Annotated in this window: 19 protein-coding genes; 8 read left to right on the top strand and 11 right to left on the bottom strand. The window is 67.3% G+C overall.

The window, feature by feature from the left end; translation table 11 throughout:
- Positions 1 to 125 precede the first annotated feature (125 nt).
- From ABZX86_RS19165 to ABZX86_RS19150, 4 genes are all read right to left on the bottom strand, one after another.
- A complete protein-coding gene (locus ABZX86_RS19165) occupies positions 126 to 416 on the bottom strand; it encodes a hypothetical protein (RefSeq protein ID WP_327142866.1) in 291 nt (96 codons plus the stop codon).
- Positions 417 to 540: 124 nt separating this feature from the next.
- Positions 541 to 1536 carry an alpha/beta hydrolase gene (locus ABZX86_RS19160; protein ID WP_355125157.1) on the bottom strand — a complete coding sequence of 332 codons (996 nt, stop codon included), beginning with the start codon at positions 1534 to 1536 and terminating at the stop codon, positions 541 to 543.
- 300 nt (positions 1537 to 1836) lie between these two features.
- The gene (locus ABZX86_RS19155; RefSeq protein WP_355125155.1) at positions 1837 to 3792 is read right to left on the bottom strand and encodes an acyl-CoA dehydrogenase family protein; all 1956 of its coding nucleotides are present in this window, start codon (positions 3790 to 3792) and stop codon (positions 1837 to 1839) included.
- A gap of 149 nt (positions 3793 to 3941) precedes the next feature.
- Positions 3942 to 5126 (bottom strand): AAA family ATPase, encoded by a 1185-nt coding sequence (locus ABZX86_RS19150; protein WP_327142863.1) that lies wholly within the window; start codon positions 5124 to 5126, stop codon positions 3942 to 3944.
- 188 nt (positions 5127 to 5314) lie between these two features.
- Between ABZX86_RS19150 and ABZX86_RS19145 the strand changes: the two genes are divergently transcribed.
- The 3 genes from ABZX86_RS19145 to ABZX86_RS19135 all read left to right on the top strand — a co-directional run bounded on the left by ABZX86_RS19145 (position 5315) and on the right by ABZX86_RS19135 (position 6944).
- Positions 5315 to 5566, top strand: coding sequence for a hypothetical protein (locus ABZX86_RS19145; RefSeq protein ID WP_327142862.1), 252 nt, complete (start codon positions 5315 to 5317; stop codon positions 5564 to 5566).
- A gap of 372 nt (positions 5567 to 5938) precedes the next feature.
- Complete coding sequence (locus ABZX86_RS19140) at positions 5939 to 6535, top strand: NlpC/P60 family protein (RefSeq protein ID WP_327142861.1); 597 nt, start codon at positions 5939 to 5941, stop codon at positions 6533 to 6535.
- A gap of 16 nt (positions 6536 to 6551) precedes the next feature.
- Positions 6552 to 6944 carry an RNA-binding S4 domain-containing protein gene (locus ABZX86_RS19135; protein WP_355125152.1) on the top strand — a complete coding sequence of 131 codons (393 nt, stop codon included), beginning with the start codon at positions 6552 to 6554 and terminating at the stop codon, positions 6942 to 6944.
- On the opposite strand, the gene ABZX86_RS19130 is transcribed toward ABZX86_RS19135, so the two are convergent.
- Genes ABZX86_RS19130 through ABZX86_RS19120 form a run of 3 tightly spaced genes read right to left on the bottom strand, consistent with a single transcriptional unit; the run spans position 6941 to position 11388 of the window.
- Positions 6941 to 8164, bottom strand: coding sequence for a cation:proton antiporter (locus ABZX86_RS19130; protein WP_355125150.1), 1224 nt, complete (start codon positions 8162 to 8164; stop codon positions 6941 to 6943). The two genes, ABZX86_RS19135 and ABZX86_RS19130, sit on opposite strands and share 4 nt — an antisense overlap.
- On the bottom strand, positions 8161 to 8538 hold the full coding sequence (locus ABZX86_RS19125) for a hypothetical protein (RefSeq protein ID WP_355125844.1): 378 nt from the start codon (positions 8536 to 8538) through the stop codon (positions 8161 to 8163). The genes ABZX86_RS19130 and ABZX86_RS19125 overlap by 4 nt, the downstream gene beginning before the upstream one ends.
- 30 nt (positions 8539 to 8568) lie before the next feature.
- Positions 8569 to 11388 (bottom strand): acyltransferase domain-containing protein, encoded by a 2820-nt coding sequence (locus ABZX86_RS19120; protein WP_355125148.1) that lies wholly within the window; start codon positions 11386 to 11388, stop codon positions 8569 to 8571.
- 119 nt (positions 11389 to 11507) lie between these two features.
- Between ABZX86_RS19120 and ABZX86_RS19115 the strand changes: the two genes are divergently transcribed.
- Positions 11508 to 12485, top strand: a complete 978-nt coding sequence (locus ABZX86_RS19115) for an MBL fold metallo-hydrolase (RefSeq protein WP_355125146.1) — start codon at positions 11508 to 11510, stop codon at positions 12483 to 12485.
- On the opposite strand, the gene ABZX86_RS19110 is transcribed toward ABZX86_RS19115, so the two are convergent.
- Together ABZX86_RS19110 and ABZX86_RS19105 are read right to left on the bottom strand one after the other, a co-directional pair.
- The gene (locus ABZX86_RS19110; RefSeq protein ID WP_327142856.1) at positions 12458 to 12631 is read right to left on the bottom strand and encodes a type II toxin-antitoxin system VapB family antitoxin; all 174 of its coding nucleotides are present in this window, start codon (positions 12629 to 12631) and stop codon (positions 12458 to 12460) included. The genes ABZX86_RS19115 and ABZX86_RS19110 overlap by 28 nt on opposite strands.
- A gap of 236 nt (positions 12632 to 12867) precedes the next feature.
- Positions 12868 to 13839, bottom strand: coding sequence for a nitronate monooxygenase family protein (locus tag ABZX86_RS19105; protein ID WP_355125144.1), 972 nt, complete (start codon positions 13837 to 13839; stop codon positions 12868 to 12870).
- A 326-nt stretch (positions 13840 to 14165) separates the two neighbouring features.
- Here ABZX86_RS19105 and fadD5 point away from each other — a divergent pair, with 326 nt between their 5' ends.
- Entirely contained in the window at positions 14166 to 15725 is a 1560-nt protein-coding gene (fadD5, locus tag ABZX86_RS19100; RefSeq protein WP_355125142.1) for a fatty-acid--CoA ligase FadD5, read from the top strand.
- A 3-nt stretch (positions 15726 to 15728) separates the two neighbouring features.
- On the opposite strand, the gene ABZX86_RS19095 is transcribed toward fadD5, so the two are convergent.
- Complete coding sequence (locus ABZX86_RS19095) at positions 15729 to 18227, bottom strand: lysylphosphatidylglycerol synthase transmembrane domain-containing protein (protein ID WP_355125140.1); 2499 nt, start codon at positions 18225 to 18227, stop codon at positions 15729 to 15731.
- A gap of 194 nt (positions 18228 to 18421) precedes the next feature.
- Here ABZX86_RS19095 and ABZX86_RS19090 point away from each other — a divergent pair, with 194 nt between their 5' ends.
- Complete coding sequence (locus tag ABZX86_RS19090; RefSeq protein WP_355125138.1) at positions 18422 to 19048, top strand: GDSL-type esterase/lipase family protein; 627 nt, start codon at positions 18422 to 18424, stop codon at positions 19046 to 19048.
- On the opposite strand, the gene ABZX86_RS19085 is transcribed toward ABZX86_RS19090, so the two are convergent.
- The gene (locus ABZX86_RS19085; RefSeq protein ID WP_355125136.1) at positions 19025 to 20482 is read right to left on the bottom strand and encodes a threonine/serine exporter family protein; all 1458 of its coding nucleotides are present in this window, start codon (positions 20480 to 20482) and stop codon (positions 19025 to 19027) included. The genes ABZX86_RS19090 and ABZX86_RS19085 overlap by 24 nt on opposite strands.
- A gap of 278 nt (positions 20483 to 20760) precedes the next feature.
- On the opposite strand from ABZX86_RS19085, the gene ABZX86_RS19080 reads away from it, so the two are divergent.
- Both ABZX86_RS19080 and ABZX86_RS19075 read left to right on the top strand, forming a co-directional pair.
- Positions 20761 to 21681 carry a LysR family transcriptional regulator gene (locus tag ABZX86_RS19080; RefSeq protein ID WP_297614043.1) on the top strand — a complete coding sequence of 307 codons (921 nt, stop codon included), beginning with the start codon at positions 20761 to 20763 and terminating at the stop codon, positions 21679 to 21681.
- 15 nt (positions 21682 to 21696) lie between these two features.
- Positions 21697 to 22605 (top strand): LysR family transcriptional regulator, encoded by a 909-nt coding sequence (locus ABZX86_RS19075; protein WP_355125134.1) that lies wholly within the window; start codon positions 21697 to 21699, stop codon positions 22603 to 22605.
- Position 22606 lies beyond the last annotated feature (1 nt).

Genomic DNA, 22606 nt, shown 5'->3' with positions numbered 1-22606 from the left:
GGTGCACGATCGCAAAAGATATGTGCACGACCGCAACAGATCGGTGCACGACCGCGACAGCGCGATCCCGGGCGGGAGCTTAGCGTCCCCGCACCTCGGCGCGGGGCAGAAGCTACTCGGTGGCGCTACTTGGTGCGCGGACGGGAGTGGAAGCCCAAGCCCTCGTCCTGCGCGCCCATCCACGCCGCTTCGTCCGACTTGCTGTCGGGAACGTAGATGACGTTCGGCTCGCCGGAGCGAGCCACCTGAGCGGGTGGGGCCTGCTCGAATTCATCGGCGTCGATGACGAGCCGTTCCAGATCGTTCTCCAGCCGGCGGACCTCACTGGCCTCACCGTAGTGCGAACGCAACGCGCCGACGCACTGCCGGAGCTGGCCGACCGCGTAGCGGAGTTCCGCAATCTCGCTGCGTGTCATCGAAACCTCCTCGAGCCGTGTGACAGACCACACATTATGATCTACAACACAGTACGTGAAGATATCCGATTGCGCTCGTCAGGTCGATATATGCGCAGGTCAGCGGCCTGTCCCGGCGGGGCGCTCAGCCCGCGATCGCGTACTCCGGACCACAATCCGGGTCGTGCCCGTACGGGCCCGCATCGGGGTCCGACAGGGCCGCGACGGCCCGATTCACCAGTGCCGCAATGGCTCCCGCTACTTCCTCGGCACGCTCCATGATGACGCTGTGCCCGGCGCCGTCCAGGCGCACCAGTTCGACGTCGTCCAGCTGGGAGGCCAGCACCACCGAATGCGCGAACGGGATCACCACGTCGGCCGAGCCGGCCAGCACCAGCGTCGGAATCGTGCCCAGCCGCTGCAGGGTGGCCATCTCGTCGAACCGCATGAGCGATTCCAGGAAGCTCGCCATGGTCAGCAGCGAGGTCTCGTTGAGCATGGCCGTGGCCACCGCCAGCATGCGCGGGCTCACCTTGCGGGTGCCCAGTGCGGCCTCCCGCAGCATCGGCTCGAAGAGATGCCGGGTGAAATGCTTCGACGCCTGCATGGCGCGCGGTGCGCGGCGTACCGCGACCCGCAGCGAGGTCACCGCCGGACCGTTCAGCAGGCGGCCCAGGCCCACCCGGGTGACGCTGTTGGCGGCCCCGGCGAGCAGTCCGACGCCCACGATGCGGGGGCCGATGGCGCCCGGGTGGAGCCGGGCATAGGCCAGGATGGTCATGGCGCCCATCGAATGCCCCACCAGCACAATCGGACCCGTGGGTGCGACGGTCCGCAGTACCGCGTCCAGATCCTGTGCCAGCTGATCGATGGTGTAGGTCGCCGGATCGGCCATGCCCGAATCCCCGTGTCCGCGATGGTCGTAGAAGACCATGTGCACGGCATCGCCCCAGAGCGGCAGCAACTGCTGCCGCAGCAGTGCCCACGATTCGGTGCGCAGGCAGTGACCGTGTGCGAATACCACGGTGAGCGGGGCATCGGCCGGGCCGAACTCGTGGACCGCGATGGGGACACCGTCGTCCGCGGGGACGGTGCGATGAAGGCTGTCGTTATCGGCGGCGCTGCAGATGACGAAGGACATGACGGCTCCTAAAGAGTTCGCCTTTTGCCCGGTTGTCGATGTGAATTGCCACCGCGTTAGCACTTCACACCCGACGTTATGGACAAGTTGTCCAACTGACGCAGGTGATCGACATCAATCGGTCTATCTACAGCAATCTAGTGTTGCTGCTAGAAAGCTATAGATAGCTATGCGAGGTCCTCGACAGCAATCTGCCTCTGTCTAGCTGAATAGCTAGACAGAGGCAGATTCGCCTCGCTTCGCCCCTGTCATCCCGGCATGCTTTTGGCCGGGATCCACGGCGAGGCGGACGACCGCGCTCTACGTGGCCGCCGACGCCTTGGTCGACGGCAGGAAGGTGCGCAGCAGGTTCTGCTCGGTCGAGGGTCCGAACTGCCATTCGGAGATCCACGGCCCCGTGCCTTCGCTCGGATCGAGCGCACCACCCTCCAGCCAGCGGTAGCGGCCGTCGAGAATGCCGCGACTGACGTCGGTATCGGCGTCATCGGTGTTGTCCCACAGGGCATCGAACAACTGCTGCACCCGGATGCGGGACTGCCGGCAGAACACATCGGCCAGCTCCTCGGCGGCCACGCCGTCGGGATCGCCTGCCACGCGCAGGGATTGGGCCTTCACGCAGGCCGCCGCCATGGCGAACAGCTCCGCGCCGATATCGACGATGCGGCCCAGGAAACCCTGCTTGTATTCGAGTTTCGCCTGCCAGCGCGCCATTCCGTACATCAGCGCCCGCGCCTGCTTGCGCGACATCCGCTCCACGAACCGCATATGCCTTGCGAGCGGGCCGAATTCGCCGAAGCCCGTCGGCGCGGTGCCGCTGCCCACGGTGAGCTGCGGGAACCACTTGGCATAGAACCCACCGGCGCCGACCGCCGCCTTGGCCTTGTCCTTGAGTTCGGCATTGCGATCGACCAGCGCCCCGGCCGCCGCCATATGCGCATCGGCCATCTCGCGTGCGACGAGCAGCCGCATGATCTCGCTGGAGCCCTCGAAGATGCGGTTGATGCGCAGATCTCGCACGAGTTGCTCTGCGCCAACGGCACGTTCGCCGCGCGCGGCCAGAGAGGCGGCGGTCTCGTAGCCGCGGCCGCCGCGGATCTGCACCAGTTCGTCCGCGATCTTGCAGGCCATCTCGGAGGCCCACAGCTTGGCCAGCGCCGCTTCGATGCGAATATCGTTGCGGTTCTCGTCGCACATGGTGGCCGACAGATCCAGTACCGCCTCCAGCGCGAATGTTGTTGCGGCGATGAAGGACAGCTTGGACCCCACCGCCGCGTGCTCTCCGACCGGACGACCCCACTGCACCCGGGTGGCGCTCCACTCCCGGGCGATCTTGAGCGACCACTTGGCAGCCCCGGTGCACATGGCCGGAATCGCGAGCCGGCCCGCGTTCAATGTGGTGAGGGCGATCTTGAGCCCGTCACCCTCGCGCCCGACCAGATTCCGCCTGGGCACCCGCACGTTGTACATGCGGGTGACGCCGTTCTCGATGCCGCGCAGGCCCATGAACGAATTGCGGCGCTCCACAGTGATACCCGGGCTGTCCGCCTCCACGATGAAGGCGGAGATGCCGCCGCGATGGCCTTCGCTCTTGGGCACCCGCGCCATCACCACGAGCAGTTCGGCGACCACGCCATTGGTGGTCCACAGCTTCACGCCGTTGATCTCGTACGCCTCGCCGTCCTCGGTGGGGGTGGCGGTGGAGGCCATGCGCGCCGGATCGGAACCCACATCGGGTTCGGTGAGCAGGAAGGCGCTCACCGCGCCTTTGGCGCAGCGCGGCAGGAACTCTCGCTTCTGCTCCGGGGTGCCCGCGAGCTTGAGCGGTTCCGGGACGCCGATGGACTGGTGCGCCGAGAGCAGTACGCCGAGGCTGGCGTGCGCCGAGCCGACCAGCATGAGCGCGCGGTTGTAACCGACCTGGGTGAGGCCGACGCCGCCGTACTCCTCCGGAATCTTGAGGCCGAAGCAGCCGAGTTCGGCCAGCCCGCGCACATATTCGTCCGGAATGCGGCCCTCGGCTTCGATGCGCTGGCCGTCGATGGTCTCGCAGAAGGCATGCAGCCGCGTCAGATAGGCGTCCATCTTGGCCTGATCCGCCGCGCCGGGGTGCGGGAACGGATGGATGAGGTCCAGGCGGAAGCGGCCGAGGAACATCTCCTTCGCGAAGGAGGGTTTGGCCCAGGTGGTTTCGCGAGACTCTTCGACGAGTGCCCGGGCCTGTTCTTCGGTGGCATCGACTTTCGCGGTAGTCGCCATGTGGTCCTCCTCGGACGTGATGGGAATCACATTCGAGTGTAGGAGCCTTTGTTACCCACCGGTAGTCATTGGCAAAGACCGAAACCGCTTGTCGGACAATGATCTTGGTTGAACAGCTAATGTCTCGCTACTGCACGCGTCCGCGATCTCTACTGCACGCCTCGGAGATATCGGCCGAAATGCGGCACCGTGAAACCGATCGTGCCGCGCTCGGCGGAGTAGATCAGGCCCTTCTTGATGAGGCCGTCGCGAGCAGGGGAGAGCGAGGCCGGCTTGCGATCGAGCTCCCGGGCGACGGCGGCCGTGGAGACCGGTCCGTCGTCTCCGGCCAGATCCGCCATGGCGCGCATGTACTCCCGTTCCGCCGGGGTTGCCCGCTCGTACCGGGAGCCGAAGAATCCGACCGCCAGCTCCTCCTCGGCGGTGGGGGCGGCCACGTCCACATCCTCCTCGGTGATCGGGCTCTGGGTGGCCGCGTCCCAGGTGGCCTTGCCGTAGGCCTGGACGAAGTACGGATAGCCGTCGGCCTTGTCGTAGAGCGCGTCCAGGGCGGCCTCGGTGTACTTCACATCCTCGCGCCCGGCCGGGGCGATGAGGGCCTGGTCGGCGGATTCCCGATCGAGGCGATCGATGCGGTGATACGAGAACAGGCGCTCCGAATACGATTTGGAGGCCGAGAGCACGGCCGGCAGATGCGGCAGCCCCGCGCCGACCACGATCAAAGGCGCGGCGTCCTGGCTCAATTCGTGGCAGGCCCCGCAGATGGCCGATATGTCCGCCGGGCCCAGATCCTGCAACTCGTCGATGAACAGCGCGATGCCCACACCGGCGTCGCGGGCGAGTTGCGCGGCCTCCATCAACAGCTCGACAAGATCGATCTCGATATCGCCGGAGTCGGCCCGCCCGGTCACCGCGGGCACGTCGATACCCGGATTCCAGCGCTCCCGCATGCCCTTGTCAGCGGTGGAGCGCAGCGCGAAAGCCTTGAGAATGCCGAGGAAATCGTCCACCTGATCCGGATTGCGATGTGCCACAGCGATCGAGCGCACCGCCATGTGCAGCGCCGAGGAGAGCGGCCGGCGCAGCTCCTGATCGGGTCGTGCCTCGAGTTTGCCGGTACCCCAGCCGCGCGTGCGCGCCGCCGAGCGAAGTTGATTGAGCAGCACGGTCTTCCCGACGCCGCGTAAACCGGTGAGCATGACGCTGCGCTCCGGGCGGGCGCGGGCAATGCGCTCCAGCACGATGTCGAAGGCGTCCAGCTGCCGATCGCGGCCCGCGAGTTCGGGCGGCCGCTGGCCGGCGCCGGGGGCGTACGGGTTTCTTACCGGGTCCACGCGACGACGGTAACGCCAAAATCAAGGATTATCCGGGCATCTACCGAAGCCCCTAGAGACAGCTATCGACCGGCATACGCGGGGGCGTGCGAGCGTGGCGCGACGGGTGTTCGCTTCACACCCCTTGTGGCTCTTCGTCCCTCGCTACCCTTATGACTGGTTCGCTGATGCCCAGGGCAGGAGGGTTCATGTCGGAGGAAGCCCCGTCCACCGTCTCCGAGGTGGTCGAGTCCTGGAACGTACCCGCCGAGGCGGTGGTGGCGGCACGTATTCGCAACAACATTCTGGTGGCCATCGAGCGCGGTTACGACGATCCGCAGTTGGTCGCGGACCTCGCGGTCGGGCCGCTGGTAATGGCGCTGGGGCAGTTGGAGGTCGAGCTCGCCGACGCGCGGCGCCGTATCGAGGACCTCGAGCGCACGATCGAGGCGCGCGGTTGAGAGGGCCCGGCAGACCATCTGGTTTGCAGTTCGGTAACGCTGATGTCGATCAGGTATATCGAGTCGTGATCCATTTTCAGGTACGCGATTTCGCGTGTCCGCCGGGCGTTTTGCGGTGCGTCGCGACACGCGCCGCGTGTGGGGTGGACAACAGGCGCTGGCCATCGTAATCTCTTCGTGACTTAGCGGAGTCTGTCGCTTCATCGGAGAGGCGGCCCGCGACGTTACCGGCTAGACGATGTCGAGCAACATATTCGTCCTCGAATCGGGATGCAGCACAAGATCGGAGATGCGAGCTCGGTGGGTAGACATAGTTTGCAGCGGGAATCTCGGGTACCGAATTCCGTGAAGGGCGCCATTGTGATGGGCGCCATGGCAGCAACGACAACCGGCGCGTTCCCGGCGATCACCGCCTCGGCCGCCACCATCGACGTCCCGGGTATCGGGAACTTCGATGTGCCGGACAATTTTGCACCGCAGGTTCAGCAGTTCAACCAGGCGGTCAAGGACTTTCAGGCGAACCCGGGCGCTGCCATCCAGCAGCTCGGCGCCAATCCCGCCCCGGGCGCCAATGGCTTCCAGCTGCCGGAGCTGTTCCCGCAGCAGCAGAAGCAGCCGAGCGCCCCGGCTCAGATCGCTCTCCAGGCCGCGCAGTCCAAGGTCGGCGCCCAGTACTCCTGGGGTGCCACCGGCCCGTACAGCTTCGACTGCTCGGGTCTGGTCCAGTGGGCCTACAAGCAGGCCGGAGTCGAACTGCCGCGCACCAGCTTCGAGCAGTCCAACGTCGGCGCGCCCGTAGCCTTCGAGGACCTGCAGCCCGGCGATATCGTTGTCACCAACGGCGGCGGCCACGTCGGCATGTACGCCGGTGACGGCAAGCTGCTCAATGCCGTGCAGACCGGTACGCCCGTCTCCTACACCACGCTGCGCCCCAATATGGTGGTCACCGCGCGTCGCATCAGCGCGTAAGCCGTATCGTCAACGCGTGACCTCTGCTCTACCGAGCGAACCAGCCCAGGCCCGAGTCGATTCTTGGGTATGGGCTGTTCGTCTTTTCAAGACCCGGTCGGCGGCGGCCACGGCTTGCCGCGCCGGGCATGTGCGGGTCAACGGTGTGCCGGTGAAGGCTGCCCACGCGCTCAAGCACGGTGATGAGATCCGGGTCCGCGTCGGCGGAGTGGAACGCATTGTCGTTGTCCAGCGCCTACTGACCAAGCGCGTCGGCGCGGCCGTTGCCGCGCTGTGCCTGATCGACAAGAGCCCGCCCCCGCCCGACCCGCTGGTGGTCGCCACCCTGCCGCAGCGCGATCGCGGCACCGGCCGCCCCACCAAACGTGAACGCCGCGAAACGGATCGGCTGCTCGGGCGCGAGCCCTAAGGGGCCGGGCTGCTCTTCTGATCGGGCGACCCGCCACTGTCGCCGTCGGCCGGCCTCGGGTCCTGTGATCCCGGCTGCGCGATCTGCCGGACCGCCGCCCGGTTGGCTGCCACCGCCGTGGCCGCGACCGAGACGAGCGCGCCCAGCATGAGCGCTGCCGGCTCTCCGGGTTTCAGCACATGCAATTGGGTGCCGACCGTGACCGCGGCGACCGGCACCCCGATCTGCGCGGCGGCCATGGTGCCGAAGATGATCGGCTGACCAGTGAGTCGCATGGCGATATGGGTCAGCACCGCCGCACCGCCGAGCGCCAGGCCGAGCAGGATCAGCCACGGATGCTGGTCGAACTCACGGAGATTCAGGCGCGCGCCCAGCCAGACGAAGAACATCGGCGTCAGGAATCCGTCGCCGAGTGCGAACAGCTGTTTGGCGACCCGGCGCGGTTCACCGACGGCGGCGACCGCGAGTCCGAGGGCGAAGCCCGCCAGCATGACCGATACGTGCGTGCTGGTGGCCAGAGCGCACAGCGCGAACAGCAAGGCCAGGCTCACCCGCAGCTCCAGCGCGAACTGCCGCTGCTCGGAGATCTTGTGATAGCGCCGCCGGATACCCGAGGCGCTCAGGTACCGGAGCACGAAGTACGCCGCGGCCGCGGCCGCGGAGACCGCCACCGCGCCGATCGCCGCTCGTCCGGCATTGGCGGGATCGATCACCAGTGGCAGTGCGACCACACATGCGGCGTCGGCGATGGCGACCTGAGCGGTCAACTCCAGCACAGATTTTTGAAAAGGACCCGGCCCGGTCAGGCCTTGCGAATCGAGGATGGGGAGCACCAGCGCGGCCGAGGAAGACGCGATCAGCACCGCGTAGAGCGCGCCGTGTCCGGTATCGAAGATCACGGCCACCGCCTGACCGGCGATCACCGCGAGCAGGCCGACCAGCACGGCGCGCAGCGCACCCTTGCCCAGGGCCGTGCGAATGGTCGCATCGCGCATGGGCACGTGCGTGCCCGCCACGAACATGACCACGGCGAATCCGACATTGGCGAGGAAGGTGAAGGTCGGATCGGCCGGGTTCAGTACCCCGAAACCGGTGGTGCCGAACAGGATTCCGGCCAGCAGCTCACCGAGGATGACCGGGAGGTGCCACTGCGAGCGCCAGGCCAGCACCGGCCCGGCCAGCCCGAGCACGATGATGAGTGCGAGAAGTCCGAATGTCACGGTAGCGCAGCGATTTTCACCGGGATCTCGATATTCTCATCGGTGTAGTGAATGGCGCACACCCGGTGATAGCCGTCGGCGATCTGCGTCGGCACGCCCTTCCGGAAGTCACCACGCACCAGCAGGATCGGGGAGAGGGTCTTGCCCGCCGCGATCTTCGCCAGGTCACGTCGCACATACGGGTTGGACGCGTCCACAAGGTCCAGGCCGGAGGCCCGCAGAATGTCCTTGGCCTTCTTGTGCGCGACCTTCGCGGACCGCAATTCCTCGATGACCGTCTGCACCACATCCGGCGCGCCCAGCAATTCGAGATAGTCGGCTGCTGCCGGATAGTCGTGTTCGTCCGGTTCGTCTTTCCACTTCACCTGCACAATCGGTTCGCCCATCCAGTCATCATGGCCGCATCACCGGCCGGTCGCACCCGACACGCGGGACAGCGGCTGCCAGCCGGAGGTGGAGAACCCGATCGTGAAGTCGGTCGGATCGCTCGCGGTCAGCTCCAGCAGATTCACCGCGGCCGTGCGATCGGGCTCCCGGCCCGCGTGCACCACCCCGCGAATCGGCGAACCGCACTCCCGAATATCGTGTAGCGCCGTCGCCAGATCCGTCCGATCGGCCGCATCGCAGCGCATCACCACGATCCAGTCGTCCATGCCGTCCAGCGGCGGCGGCAGGGCGCGCGGCATACGTGTCAGCACCACCACATCGCGCGCGCCCGCGTCCAGCAGCCACCGCACCGCCACCGCCCCCGAATTCCCGAGCCCGCCCGCCACCACGTACGTCCCCTCGGCCCGAATCGGCACCTCCGGCGGCTGCACCGCCGCACCGTCCACCGAAAGTGTTCGCCGCCAACGCCTTTGCGGCGGTGGTGCGGTCTGCGGTCCCAGTGCGGTCCAGTCGACAGCCCGCCCGTCGAGATGCAATCGCGCGATCGTCCGCAGAAAACTCGCGGCCTCATCCGCCCGCGAGGCCACCGAATACGTGGACTCCCGAAATGCCGCCTGCTCCCGCACGATCGCCGCCAGTACCGGATGCGGCCCGATCTCCACCACCGTCGAAAAACCGTCGGCGGCAGCCTGTTCCAGGGCCGCGCCCAATTCGACCGGCCCTGCCGCATTCTCGCCCCAATACGCGGCATCCATGCCCGCGTGGGTCTGCGAGTCTCTTGCATCGTCCCAGTGAGGTTCGGCCGCAACACGATTGCCGCCCACGCGGAGGCCGGGCCCGCCGATCACCGTGCCCCGCCGGGTAGTCGAGTAGACGGCGCATTCCGGCCGCCGCGGCGTGATTCCGGCGAGCTCCGTAATCAGCTGTGGCGCAACGGCTCGCACCTGGGGGATATGCGGCACCGCAATCGTTCCGGCCGCCGCGCTGTCGGCATTGATGCGCTGCGCGAAGATGGCCCGCCGATGTGCGCGGCGCACCAGCGCGTCGATATAGCGCGGTTCCCCGGAGACGATGACCGAGCGCGGCCCGTCGATCGCGGCCACCCCCACCGTCGCCCGCATGGGCTCCAGCAGCCGCAGCGCCTCGGCCGGCGTCGCCTCCAAAACCGCTGCCGCACCGTGATCCCCGATCTTCGACAGCAGCCGTCCCCGCGCCACCACGATCCGGGCCGCATCACCCAGCGATACCGCCCCGCTCACCGCCGCCGCCGCGATCTCACCCACCCCGTGCCCCGCAACACCCTCCGCCCGAACACCCCACGATTCGAGCAACTCAGCCAATGCCACCTGCAGCACGAACAACGCCGGCTGCGCGAAATCCTCGCCCACCTCCCCGTGCCCGAACCCGGTGCGCGGGGTCCACACTCGCGGCCCACCCGCCTCCGCCACCGCATCGGCCGCGTCCGTCAACGCCCCCGCGAACACCGGATACCGCCCCGCCAACCCCCGCCCCATCCGCGCATGCCCACCTCCACCCGAAAACAGCAGCAGCACCCCACCCTCCCGCCGCTGCTCCGAAACACCCACCACCGCACCGGTTCCGGCAGGCCGTGCTACCGCCGACACCACCGACCCGACAAAGCGCCGCACGACACCGGCGCCCGCCCCGCATGAATTGCCCTGTGCCGCTGTGACGCTCGACTCGGGGTGCCCGTCTGTTCCAGTGGAGCCGCGAGTCGTAGCAACGGCCGCACCGGGCCGCCGCACTGCGCCTGTCGTTGTGCCGGAGCCGTTCTGCGGCGACGGCTCCCTGTCGGCCGCGAGCGAATTGGCTGTGCTGTCCGCCCAGCGGGCTTCCCCTGGGCCGGGTGTGTTGTCGAGTCGAAGGTGTCCCGCTTCGGCTGTGTCGGGGTCGGACGGGGCAGGCGTGGTGGCGCGGTAGTTCGCGCTGTACACCGTGCTCGGGCTGATGGCCGCGGCGATGTGCTGAGCGAGGGCGCGGAGTTGGACTGCCGCGTCGGTGGTGTCGTGGGCGAGGAGGGCGGCTCGGACTTCGTCGGGTACGAGTCGGGCTACGGCGGTGGCGAATTCGCGGAGGGTGGGATAGGTGGTGACGATTTGTGCCAAGTCTTGGGCCAGGCTGTGGAGGGCGGCCGGGTCGGGGGCGGAGAGGGGGATGAGTATCGGTGGTTCTTCGCCCCGGGAGGTGGGGGAGTGGGGGGTGGGGTGGTTGCGGAGGGCGATGTGGGCATCGATGGCGCCGGATCCGGGGAAACCCAGGCCGGTTCCGGCGATTTCGGCGTAGCTGCGGGTTCCGGTGCGTGCCGCGTCCAGGGTCCGCTGGAGGACAAGGACCGTGCACACGCCGCTGTCCGGGGGCACGGTGAGGCCCGAAAGGTCCGGCAGCAGTGTCAGATCCGCACCACCGGCGATGACGAACGGGACCGCGTTGTCGGCCAGCAGTCGCACTGCCGTATCGACGGCCACCAGCGGGGAGGCGCGGTCACTGTCCACGGTGAGGCTGGGGCCGTGCAGGTCGAGCGCCCGGGACAGCTGGTGCGCACTATTGGTCGGACCGGCGGCGAATCCCGTTGCGCCGCCGAACACCACGGCGGCGCGGGAGCCGCGAGCCAGGCAGCCGAGGCCGGAATCGTCGAGCGCCTCGACCGCAAGTTCCAGATTCATCCGCCGGCGCGGGTCCATGGCGGCGGCCTCGCGTTCGGTGATCCCGAACCACTCGTGGTCGAAGGCGGTACGTGTCGCGCGGTACGCGACACCGACGATCGACACCCGGAGAAGGGGTGTGCGATCGGTGGATGCTGCCGTACTCTCCCGCACAGGAAATCCCTCCCGTGTCCGGCGTCGTCCGCGCCGAAGTACCTCCGGCGATTCTGCCAAGATTTCCCCCCGCCCAGAAGAGCTTTCGCGCAGGTAGCTTGTGACATACCGTGACGCGGGTGAGCGAGAACTCTGCAAACGAGGGGCAGCACGCCTCCGTGACCGAGGGTCGCCCCGGCGCCCTGTCCACCCTGGCGCGCTGCTGTGCGGCCGTCGCGGCGACGCCCGGCAGGCTAGTGCGGCCGCGGCAGCCCGATACCGCGTTTCTCGCGGGGCTGCATTCGGCGGAGCTGCCACCGGCGCGCAATACCGTGAAGTTCCGGTCGCTGATCCAGGGCCGGATGTCCGCGCCCGCCACCATTGTCGCCGAGGGTGTGCGCAGCCTGCGCGAACTGCCCATGGCCATGGGCGCGTTCCTGGTCGAACATCCGCGGGCGCGGTTCCTGGTCGATCCGGCGCTGTGCGCCGATGTGCACCGGCGGGTGCTGCCGGGGCTGCCCTTCCCGGTCGGGCTGCTCGTCTCGCCGGACAAGCCGGTGCTCGGGCTGGATGATGCTTTGGCCGCCCGTGATCTCACCGGTGCGCAACTCGACTTTGTTCTGGCCACGCATCTGCACTGGGATCATGTCTCCGGTCTGCTGGAACTTCCGGATTCGGTGGAATTGCGAATTCCGGCAATCGAATACGAGTGGGCGATGAGCGGCCCGCAGGCGCCGATCGGTGTGGTGCGCGCGCCATTGCGGAATCGCAGCACCGGCAATATCGAACTGGACGGTCCGCCGGTACTTACTTTTCCGCGCAGCCACGACCTGTTCGGCGACGGCGCGGTCATCCTGGTGGATCTCGCCGGTCATACGCCCGGCAGTATCGGCGTGCTGCTCGCCGTGGACGATGGCACGCGCGTACTGCTGGCCGGGGACGCCGTATGGAACACGTTGCAGATCAAGCTGATTCGGGAGAAAGCCCCCATGCCCGGCCAGCTCTTCGATGCCGACCGGGACGATGCCTTCCGCACGATTCAGCGCCTACACGCGCTCCCCGGCGGTATCGAGGTCATCGCCTCCCATGATTACGACGCCGTGGCTGCCCGCGGGTGAAACGGGTGTTCGTAATCCGCCGCTGTCGCATGCGAACTGAAGAAACGCAGTGCTAGGTTCACCGCGTCCTGTTCGGTGTGAACGCCCGAAATCGCCATTGCCCGACGCAGGGCGTCGTCATCGAGATAAATTCGAGTGATTGCCATATCGGCACCTCCGCCACACGTCCGTCGTGTCCTTAAAGCATGACGGATCAGCTGCTCGAAGGCACCCGAAATGACAAGAGCCCCCGGCAGATTTGCCAAGGGCCATACCGCCTCCCCGCCACTTCAGCGCCTAATTAAGAGCGCCGCAAGTCCCATTCGCGTGGTATCGGTGAGGTGCGGACCGGGTTCCGGGGGTACCCCAGAAGTTACCCGGCCCGCACGAAATCCGTTGTCACCTAGACAAGCATGCCCGCCAGGCGCGAGCCGATCAGTGCCTCGGCCTCGGACACCATGCGGGACACCAGGTCCGCGCAGGTCGGGATGTCGTTGATCAGGCCCTGAACCTGGCCGGCGGACCAGATGCCCGCATCCAGATCGCCCTCTTCGAACACGCGGCGGCCGCGCGCACCGGCGACCAGATCGCGCACATCCTCGAACTTGCCGCCGGCCTTCTCGATCTCGACGACCTTGCGGCTGATCTCGTTGTCCGCCACGCGGGCGGTGTTGTGCATGGTGCGGAAGATGAGCTGGGTGGCGCGCTCGGAATTGGCGACGATCTGCTCCTTGACCGTCTGGTGGATCGCCGACTCCTGGGTGCACATGAAGCGGGTGCCCATATTGACGCCGTCCGCGCCCAGCGCCAGCGCGGCGACCAGGCCGCGCGCATCGGCGATGCCGCCGGAGGCGATGACCGGGATGTCGAGCGCCGCGGTGGCGGCCGGAATCAGGATCAGGCCGGGGACGTCGTCCTCACCGGGATGCCCGGCGCATTCGAAGCCGTCGATGCTGACGCCGTCGACGCCGATCTTCTGTGCCTTCAGGGCGTGCCGGACGCTGGTGCACTTGTGCAGCACCTTGATCCCGGCCGCCTTGTAGTACGGCAGGAAGGGTTCGGGATTGGAGCCGGCGGTCTCGACGATCTTCACGCCGGAATCGATGATCGCCTGCATGTACTCCTGGTACGGCGGCGGATTGATCGACGGCAGGATCGTCACGTTCACGCCGAAGGGCTTGTCGGTGAGTGAGCGCGCCTTCTCGATCTCCTTCAGGAGATCCTCCGGCGTCGGCTGGGTCAGGGCGGTGATGATGCCGAGACCGCCCGCCTCGGAGACCGCGGCGGCGAGCTCGGCGCGGCCGACCCACATCATGCCGCCCTGCACGATCGGGTGCTCGACTCCGAAGGTCTCGGTGAACCTGGTACGCAGCATCGGCGCTGTCCTCTCTAGCCTCTCGCGAACCGCTTGATACTCGCATAGTTGCATATGGCGGTTCAACCCCGATGTGAGTGGGAGTTTGCACTTATGGCATCGGTTTCATCTCGAACCTGGGTATAACCCGGCGCAGTCTACGCCGCCTCAAAGATCAGTTCACATGCTCTGATCTGCTGATTGAAACGATGACAAAAAAGTGCCGGAACCTTCTCTGTAACCCTTGTCACGCTGAAAAGTTAGTTGGTATTCTCGCGAACGATCAGCCGTCGATGCCGCCGGAACAGCCGGCGGCGTCTCATGACGGTGCGAGAGGAGTACGTGGCATGACCACAGGTTTCCAGCCACTCGACGAGCCCATCCGGTCGCGGCGCAATCACTGGGTCAACCAGATCGCCACGCACGCCGCGATGCGACCGGCGAATGTCGCCTTCCGGTTCAAGGGTGTGGACACCACCTGGCTGCAGCTGCACGAGCGCTCGGAGCGGTTCGCCGACGCGCTGGCCCGTCGAGGGGTCGGGTTCGGCGATCGCGTACTTCTTCTCGCCCTGAACTACACCGAGTACCTCGAGGCGGTCATCGGCATCAATGCGCTCGGCGCCATCGCGGTGCCGGTGAACTTCCGGCTGACCCCGCCGGAGGTCGCCTACATCGTGGGCGACTCCGGTGCGAAGGCGATCGTCACCGATACGCTGCTGCAGCCGCTCGCCGCGGCGGTGCAGGCGCAGGCCCCGGACCTGGCGACCTGTGTGGTCATCAACGGCCAGAGCAGCGAGAGTGCCGTCGGCTACGACGATTTCCTCGCCGAGGCGGGCGAACCCCATGCGCCACTGGATATTCCGGAGGACACCCCGGCGCTGATCATGTACACCTCCGGCACCACCGGCACCCCCAAGGGCGCGGTGCTGTCGCACGCCAACCTGAACGCACAGGCGCTGACCTGCATCCGGGCCATGGAGATCACACCGGAGTCCATCGGCTTCTGCACCTCCCCGCTCTTCCACATCGCCGGATTGGGCAGTCTCACCCCGTATTTCATGCTCGGCGGCAAGACGGTGCTGCATCCCCTGGGCGCGTTCAACGCCACCGAGTACCTGGACGCCATCGAGGCCGAGCAGGCCACCACGGCGTTCTGCGTGCCCGTGCAGTGGCAGCTCATCTGTGAGGAGCCGACCGTCCGGGAGCGCAAGCTGGCCCTGCGCTCACTCTGCTGGGGTGCTGCCCCCGCGTCGAATACAGTGCTGCAGGCCATGTCCGACTGCTTCCCGGACGCCTTCAGCGTTGCGGTCTTCGGCCAGACCGAAATGTCGCCCATCACCTGCGTTCTCGAAGGCCGGGATGCGCTGACCAAGATCGGCTCGGTCGGTAAGCCCATTCCCACCATCCAGGCCCGGGTGGTCGACGACGAGATGAACGATGTCGAACCCGGCACGGTCGGCGAGATCGTCTACCGCGGCCCGACCATGATGCAGGGCTACTGGAACAAGCCCGAGGCGACGGCGGAAGCCTTCCACGGCGGCTGGTTCCACTCCGGTGACCTGGTCCGGGAGGACCCCGAGGGCTTCATCTACGTGGTCGACCGCAAGAAGGACATGATCATCTCCGGCGGTGAGAACATCTACTGCGCCGAGGTGGAGAACGTCCTGTTCGCCCATCCGAAGATCCACGAGGCCGCGGTCATCGGCCGTGCGCACGAGAAGTGGGGCGAGGTGCCGGTCGCGGTGGTCGCACTCGTCGAGGGCGTCGACGACCTCACCCTCGAGGAACTCACCCCGTTCCTCAACGAATCCCTGGCCCGCTACAAGCACCCCAAGGACCTGGTCATCGTCCCCGAACTGCCCCGCAACGCCAGCGGCAAGGTCCTCAAAGTAGAACTGCGCAAATAGAACTCAGATCATGTCGTTGGCGGTGAGCCAGCGCATGATCGGCCAGCCGCAGAACACCGGGAGCCAGCAGGTCAGGACCCGGTAGAGCAGGACGGCGGGAACCGCGATGGTGGCGGGGACGCCGAAGGCCGCCAGCCCACCGATGAGGGCCGCTTCGACCGCGCCGACGCCACCGGGTGTCGGCGCGGCGGAGGCGAGCGTGCCACCGATCATGGTGACGATGGTGACCGTCACGAATCCGGTGCTGCCGCCGAACGCCTCGATGCTCGCCCACAGCGCCAGCGCCCCGCCGAGAGTTGTTGTCGCGGAACCGCCCACGATCATCAGCAGCCGCGCCGGGCGCCGGGCCAGATCGCCCAGCTGTGCGACGACCTCCTTGAGCTGCGGCCGCACCTCGGTCCGAATCCAGCGCCGCACCGTCGGCACGAACATGGTCACGCCGAGCAGACCCAGCAGGGCGCCCGCCACGAAATACAGCACCGTGGCACTCGGCACGAAATGCGACAGATTTGTCGAAGCGCCCGCCGCCACACTGAAGAACACCAGCAGCACGAGGTGCACGATGACCTGCACCGTCTGCTGCAGCGCGACCGCCGCGGTCGCGCGCACCGCACCGAGCCCGCCCTTCTGCAGGAACCGCACACTCAGCGCCAGACCACCCACACCCGCCGGGGTGGTGGTCGCGGCAAAGGTGTTCGCGATCTGCATGAGCAGCAGCTTGCTGAACTTCACCGCCTCGGAGGCGCACGCCCACAGTGCCATTGCCGCACCGATATAGGTCAGCGCGGACACCGTGAGTCCCAGTGCGGCCCAGGCCCAATTGGCATTGCGCAGTTCGGAGAAGAAGGTCGGCGAGGCGCTGATGTACGGGTAGGCCACGTAGACCAGGCCGATGAGCAGCACCAGCTGGATGATCTGATTGCGCGAGAACCGGGTGATCTTCGCGGCCTCGATCTTGTCCTGACCGGTCTGCGACGCCACCTCCTCGCGGGTCGCCTTCATCAGCTCGCCCGCATCGGGCACCGCCTTGCGAACCTGCTCCGGCAGTGCGGTTTTGGTCAAACGCCGGGAGGCATTGAGCACCGGCTGCGTGCCCATGACCGCGAGGGCGGTGCGCACGGCGGGCTCGGTGCCGAACAGCGCCGCGGTGGACAGCAGCAGCTGCGCGATATCGGATTCGAATCGCACCTGATAGGCGCCGAATTCGGAGGCCATGAAACCGCCGAATCGCACCTGCCCCTCGACGATTCGAATATCCTCGGCCCGCAGATCACCGTGCGAGATCTGTGCCTGATGCAGGGTGTCGAGCGCCTGCCACACCTTGGTGAGCATCGGCTCGCCGTCCTCGGCGACCATGGGCCGCCCGCGAGGAACGGTGTGCGCGTACAGCATCCACTTGCGATCGAGCGCCGCCACCGTGAGCGGCTTATTGCTGCCCAGCCCCAGATCGCCGATGGCGATGCCCATGAGTGCCCGGTGTTCCACCGCGCGCCGCATGGAGGCGAACAGGGTCGGATATTCGCTGCTGCGGATGGTGAGCCAGCGGCGCAGCTGCCGTAATGCGCTGCGACTGCGCTGATTCTGTCCGTACAGCTCGACGGTCAGCGTCTGCGCGGGACCGTCGGCGGGCGGGTCGGCCAGTGCGGCAACGGCTTCGCGGGCCTTGGTCTTCGATCTGCCTGCCTTGGTTCTGGATGCGCCGCTCGCCGCGGTCTCCGATTCGTGCGGCGCCGGTTCGACCTGTGTGGTGGCGGCCGACAGCACCAGCGGACCACGCCCGGCGGGCCGCACGACCTTGAAGGCCGTCACCCGGAAACCGCGCTGCGCCAGCACCCGCACGGCCGCGTCGAGCGGGACTTCCAAGGCCGGAGTACCGACCACCAGCACGATGACCGCGCCCACCAGCCAGCCGACCGCCAAGCCGAGCAGTGCCCGCGCCGGCACCACGAGGCTGACCACCAGATGGATGGGCACAAACGCCAGCAGCAGCGTCCACCACCAGCGTCGCCAGGTCGGCGGCAGCCACGGGCTCGACACCGTCAGCCCGGCCGCCAGCATGGCGATCCAGCGCGGATCGTCGAGGAACTGCGAGAGGAACGTATTGACCTGCTGTGCTTCGGACAGATGCCAGCGCGGCGCGGTGAACCCGGTGCCGGTGATGGAGAACAGCAGGACGGCGATCAGACCCGCGGACAGGAAGCCCGCCAGCAGCTTCCACTGGCGATCCCATACCAACCGGACCAGAATGGCCTGCGGCAGCGCCAGAATCGCGATGCCGTACACGACATAGATCAGATTGGACTGTTCCGGCGTCAGGAATCCGATGATGTCGGAGACCGACCGTTCCAGGGCCTCCCACTGCGGCCGCGTGATGAGCGAGCCGGTAATGACAACAGCGGTCAGTAGCGCGGACAGCACGACGCGCAGAATGTCGCTGGTCCGCCGGATCCGCGGCTGCAGCAGGCTGCCGGAGACGGGGATATCCCGTCCGTCGACTCGCATGTCCTATACGCGCTTTCGGATCGTGGGAACGGCTGTGGTCCCATGGTCGGCTCGGGGTGGGTTGCGGCGGTCGGCCCTTCGGCCGACTTTCCAATCCGTCGGTTACCGTAACCCGTCGCGGGCCGGTCGCGGCACGACGCCGCCGCCGGTCCCCGTCCGGCGTGTCTGTTTTCCCTGCGTGCGAGTATTGACCTGTGGTATCCGATCTCCGTGTCTGCTTTATCGGCGAATCTTTCGTAGCGGGGGTCGGGGACCGAAAATGCTTGGGCTGGGCGGGCCGTCTGGCGGCCCGCGCCGTTGCCGCCGGGCAGCCGCTCACCTATTACAACCTGGGCATTCGCCGCGAGAACAGCACCGAGCTCCGGGCCCGCTGGGAAGCCGAGTGCGCGCCGCGACTACCCGCCGGTGCGGACTGCCGGCTGGTGATCTCCACCGGCGTCAACGACAGCCAGTACGAGAACGGCCGTCCGCGCGTCGATCCCGAGGATTCGGTGGACAATCTCGCGGCGATCCTGCGCCGGGCCCGGGAAAACGGCTGGACGACAATGGTGGTCGCACCGCCGCCGAATGTCGACGAGGACCACAACGACCGCCTGCTGGACCTCGACGCCCGCTTCACGGCGCTGTGCGACAGCGCCGGCGTCCTGTATCTGCGTGCGCATCAGCCGTTGCGGGACAATCGGATCTGGATGCGTGAGGTCGCCGCCGTCGACGGCTACCACCCCGACGCGCCCGGCTACGACGAATTCGCGGCCCTGCTCGCACCGCACTGGCTGCTGTGGCTGATCGATCCGGACTCAGGGCTCGCGATGGTTCGCTGAATGCTTCCCGGTATCGGGACCGAGGAACTGCTCCACCATCGGCGAGATCTGCGGCGGCCGCTTGGTGGCCAGACCGGAGCCGACCAGCACCCCCATGGCGATGGCCAGCACCGTGAGCGTGGTGGTGACCAGTACGTGCAGCCCGTTCGCATTGGATTGGGTCACCAGCTCCGACACCCCGGTGAGACCGATGCCGCCGGGCACCAGCATCCAGAAGGCGGGCAGGAATGCCACCTGGGTGGGCGGCGCATTCCGATTGCGCTGCACCAGATATGCGGCGGGCACCGCCACCATGCCGCCCAGGAACGAGCCGAGCAGTCCGCCGCCGAGCTGCACCCCGAGCTTCTGCGCGAGGAAGGCCGCGTACAGCACCACCAGTAGCCAGGGCAGCGATTTCGGGGGCGCGCTGGCTCGCCACGAATGTCCGAGGCCGATCAGCAGCACGCCGAGAAACGGTGCCCACCAGCCCAATTGGTGCATGGTCTCCGGGACGAGCGAGGGATTGGGTCCCAGCACCTGCAGGCCGATGAGTACGCCGAAGGCCAGCAGGATCAGTTTGTTCAGGCCGTAGATGGTGCGACTGGCGCCCGCCACCATCGATCCGGTGGCGAGCTCGATGGAACCATTGGTGAGCGTCGCGCCCGGCAGCAGTGAGGAGACGCCCGGCACCAGCAGCTGCTGTGGATTGCCGCCGCCGATCGCATGCGGAAAACCGAAGGCCAGCAGCGTGACCGAGGCGCCGGCGACCACCGGCAGGCCCAGCGACAGCAGCGGCATGCGGTCCGCGAGCATGATCAGCAACTGCACCACCAGGCCGATGACGATATATCCGGGCAGGGCATTGGCCGTCGGATTGAGCATCAGGCCCAGGCCCGTGGTCAGCACCACATTGCCCAGCAGCATGAGCCAGACCGCGGTGGGCGGCGGTGAGTCGAGGATCTTCGCGAGTTCGAGCGTGGCGTGGGCAGGCGGCGGCACGGTGTGCTTGATCTCGTCGATCAGCTTGTACAGCGCCGTGATCTGATCCAGCCGCAGCGTGTCCCCATTGGCCTCGAGCAGATCGACGGCGGTGCCCCGGGAATCGTGCACGCGCACGAAGATTCCGGTGGGCAGCACGAAGAAGTGCACCTCGTCGGCGTCGTAGCGCCGGGCCATATCGTCGAGAATGCGCTGCACCTGGTTGGTGGTCTCGCCGGAGGAGATGAGTGCGACGCCGAGATGCCGCAGCAGATCGAGCAGATCCGCGGAGACGGGCGGCTCCACGGGCTGGGGCGCGTCCTCGGCGGCCAGATCGAGGGGGCTGGCGCTGACGCGGCGCAGCCAGCGGTCCATGGATCCGGCGGCGCGGAGGGTCGCTCCGTAGAGGCGGCCGCTCATCGGGCGAGGGGCGAGCCGGTGCTGCGGTTGATGGTGTTCGGGTTCGGTCGGGTTCACACGCCTCCTGCCTCGCTCGGTGGCCGAATCAGCGTTCTGACAGACAGCAACTTCGTGGCAAATTCACCCTAGCGCGCACGCAACCAACCGGTCGGTGCTGCAATGGGATTTGCGCGAGTTCCGTCCGCGCCTCCGGATTTTCCCGACCGTGACGATCCCGACTTTCGGGTGAATCAGCCCTAACATCCGCACTTCACGGCACTCCTCGCAAAGGTCCCAACTGGGACTTCAGGGCCGCGAGCCCGCCCGGAGCGCGGTGGAGGGCAAAATAGAGACCGATGGATATCGACACGCGACTGCTGCGTTACTTCCTGGCGGTCGCGGAGACCGAGTCCCCTCCGCTGGCGGCGCAGCGCCTGCATGTCGCACAGCCCGCGCTGGCCACCCAGATCAAACAGCTGGAACAGCAGATGGGGGTGGAACTGTTCATCCGCTCCCGGGCCGGCTGGACGCTGACCGCCGCCGGAAAGGTGCTCGCCGCACAGGTGCCCGAACTGCTGGGCGCCTGGGATCGCATTCTGCGCGATACCAAGAGCGATGCCAGCCGCGCGGCCCGCGTGCTGCGCTTGGGCTGCGTGAACAGCGCGGCCGATGCGCACATTCCGGAGATCATCCAGGTCTTCCACCGGCTGCATCCGGACTGGCAGGTCGATATCCACCAGGGCGGCTGGACCGACCCCACCGCCGGACTGGATGAGGGTGATGTGGATGTCGCCCTGCTCCGACTACCCTTCCCGGGCCAGGACGGCTATCACGTGCGGGAGCTGTTCACCGAACCGCGCTGGATCGCACTGCCGGACAATCATCCGCTCGCCGAACGCGACGATATCGCCTTCCGGGAGCTGTGGGACGAGCCCTATGTCGCCTCGCCCGCGGAAACCGGCTGGTGGCGCGACTATTGGATGGGCCTGGACTCCCGTCCCGCGGACACCGCCATCATCGGCGCCATCGCCCGCAATACCGACGAATGGCTGCGGGCCATCGCCAGCGGATACGGCGTCAGTTTCACGCCCGCCTCCACCTCCCGCACCAATCCCTATCCGGGCGTGGTGTTCCGGCCGGTGCACGGCATCGCGCAGACCCGGGTGGCGGTGGTGTGGCCGGACGCCTCCGAGGCGGATCCCATTGTGCGGTACTTCATTAGGTGCTGCACCGACATCATGGGGCAGCAGGCGGGCGACGGCCGCCGTACCTCGTAGCCATAACCTTGAGGTATGGACATCGACACGCGGCTGCTGCGCTACTTCGTCGCCGTCGCGGAGGAAGGGCACGTCACCCGGGCTGCCCAGCGTTTGTATGTGTCCCAGCCCGCGGTGACCAAACAGATCAAACAGCTGGAGCAGCAGCTCGGCGTGCAACTGTTCGTCCGCACCCGCACCGGTATGACCCTCACCGAACCCGGCCGCGTGTTCGCCGAACACGCGCCGGTGCTACTGGCGGGCTGGGAGCAGATGCTGCACGCCACCAAGAGCGGCGCCAGCCGGGCCGGCAAGGTGCTGCGGGTCGGCTTCATCGCCAGTGCCGCAAACGAATTCACGCCGGAGATCGTCGCCGCCTTCCGGCGCGCGCATCCGGGCTGGCGGGTCGATATGCGGCAGTTCGGCTGGACCGACCCCAGCGCCGGTCTCGCCGAGGGTGATGTCGACGCCGCACTGGTCCGGCTGCCCTTCCCCGGCCACGACAACTACCGCAGGCAGGAGCTCTTCACCGAACCCCGCTGGCTGGCGCTGCCCGCCGACCATCCCCTCGCCGGGTCCGAGGAGATCGAATTCCGGGAGCTGTGGGAGGAGCCTTTTGTTGCTTCTCCGCCGGAAAATGGCTGGTGGCGCGACTTCTGGATCGGTGCCGACGCCCGCCCCGCCGCCACCGCCGTCATCGGGGCCATAGCCCGCAATACCGATGAATGGCTCACCGCCATCGCCAACGGCTTCGGCATCAGCTTCACCCCCGCCTCCTCGGCCCGCTACTACCCGCGCCCCGGCATCGTCTACCGCCCGGTGCGCGGCATCGGTCCCAGCCGGGTGGCGGTGGCCTGGCCCGCCGCCTCCGAGGGCAATCCCATGGTCCGCGACTTCATCCGCTGCTGCGCCGAGGTGTGCGCCGCGAACCCCCAGGAGGACTGAG

Source organism: Nocardia sp. NPDC006630 (assembly GCF_040611495.1).
GTDB lineage: Bacteria > Actinomycetota > Actinomycetes > Mycobacteriales > Mycobacteriaceae > Nocardia.
This window is presented reverse-complemented; position numbering and strand designations above follow the sequence as displayed.

Bases quoted from the DNA above. Each gene is read 5' to 3' on its own strand.
- ABZX86_RS19165 (WP_327142866.1), bottom strand. From the start codon at position 416: ATGACACGCAGCGAGATTGCGGAACTCCGCTACGCGGTCGGCCAGCTC.
- ABZX86_RS19160 (WP_355125157.1), bottom strand. From the start codon at position 1,536: ATGTCCTTCGTCATCTGCAGCGCCGCCGATAACGACAGCCTTCATCGC.
- ABZX86_RS19155 (WP_355125155.1), bottom strand. From the start codon at position 3,792: ATGGCGACTACCGCGAAAGTCGATGCCACCGAAGAACAGGCCCGGGCA.
- ABZX86_RS19145 (WP_327142862.1), top strand. From the start codon at position 5,315: ATGTCGGAGGAAGCCCCGTCCACCGTCTCCGAGGTGGTCGAGTCCTGG.
- ABZX86_RS19140 (WP_327142861.1), top strand. From the start codon at position 5,939: ATGGCAGCAACGACAACCGGCGCGTTCCCGGCGATCACCGCCTCGGCC.
- ABZX86_RS19110 (WP_327142856.1), bottom strand. From the start codon at position 12,631: ATGGCAATCACTCGAATTTATCTCGATGACGACGCCCTGCGTCGGGCA.
- ABZX86_RS19105 (WP_355125144.1), bottom strand. From the start codon at position 13,839: ATGCTGCGTACCAGGTTCACCGAGACCTTCGGAGTCGAGCACCCGATC.
- fadD5 (WP_355125142.1), top strand. From the start codon at position 14,166: ATGACCACAGGTTTCCAGCCACTCGACGAGCCCATCCGGTCGCGGCGC.
- ABZX86_RS19095 (WP_355125140.1), bottom strand. From the start codon at position 18,227: ATGCGAGTCGACGGACGGGATATCCCCGTCTCCGGCAGCCTGCTGCAG.
- ABZX86_RS19080 (WP_297614043.1), top strand. From the start codon at position 20,761: ATGGATATCGACACGCGACTGCTGCGTTACTTCCTGGCGGTCGCGGAG.
- ABZX86_RS19075 (WP_355125134.1), top strand. From the start codon at position 21,697: ATGGACATCGACACGCGGCTGCTGCGCTACTTCGTCGCCGTCGCGGAG.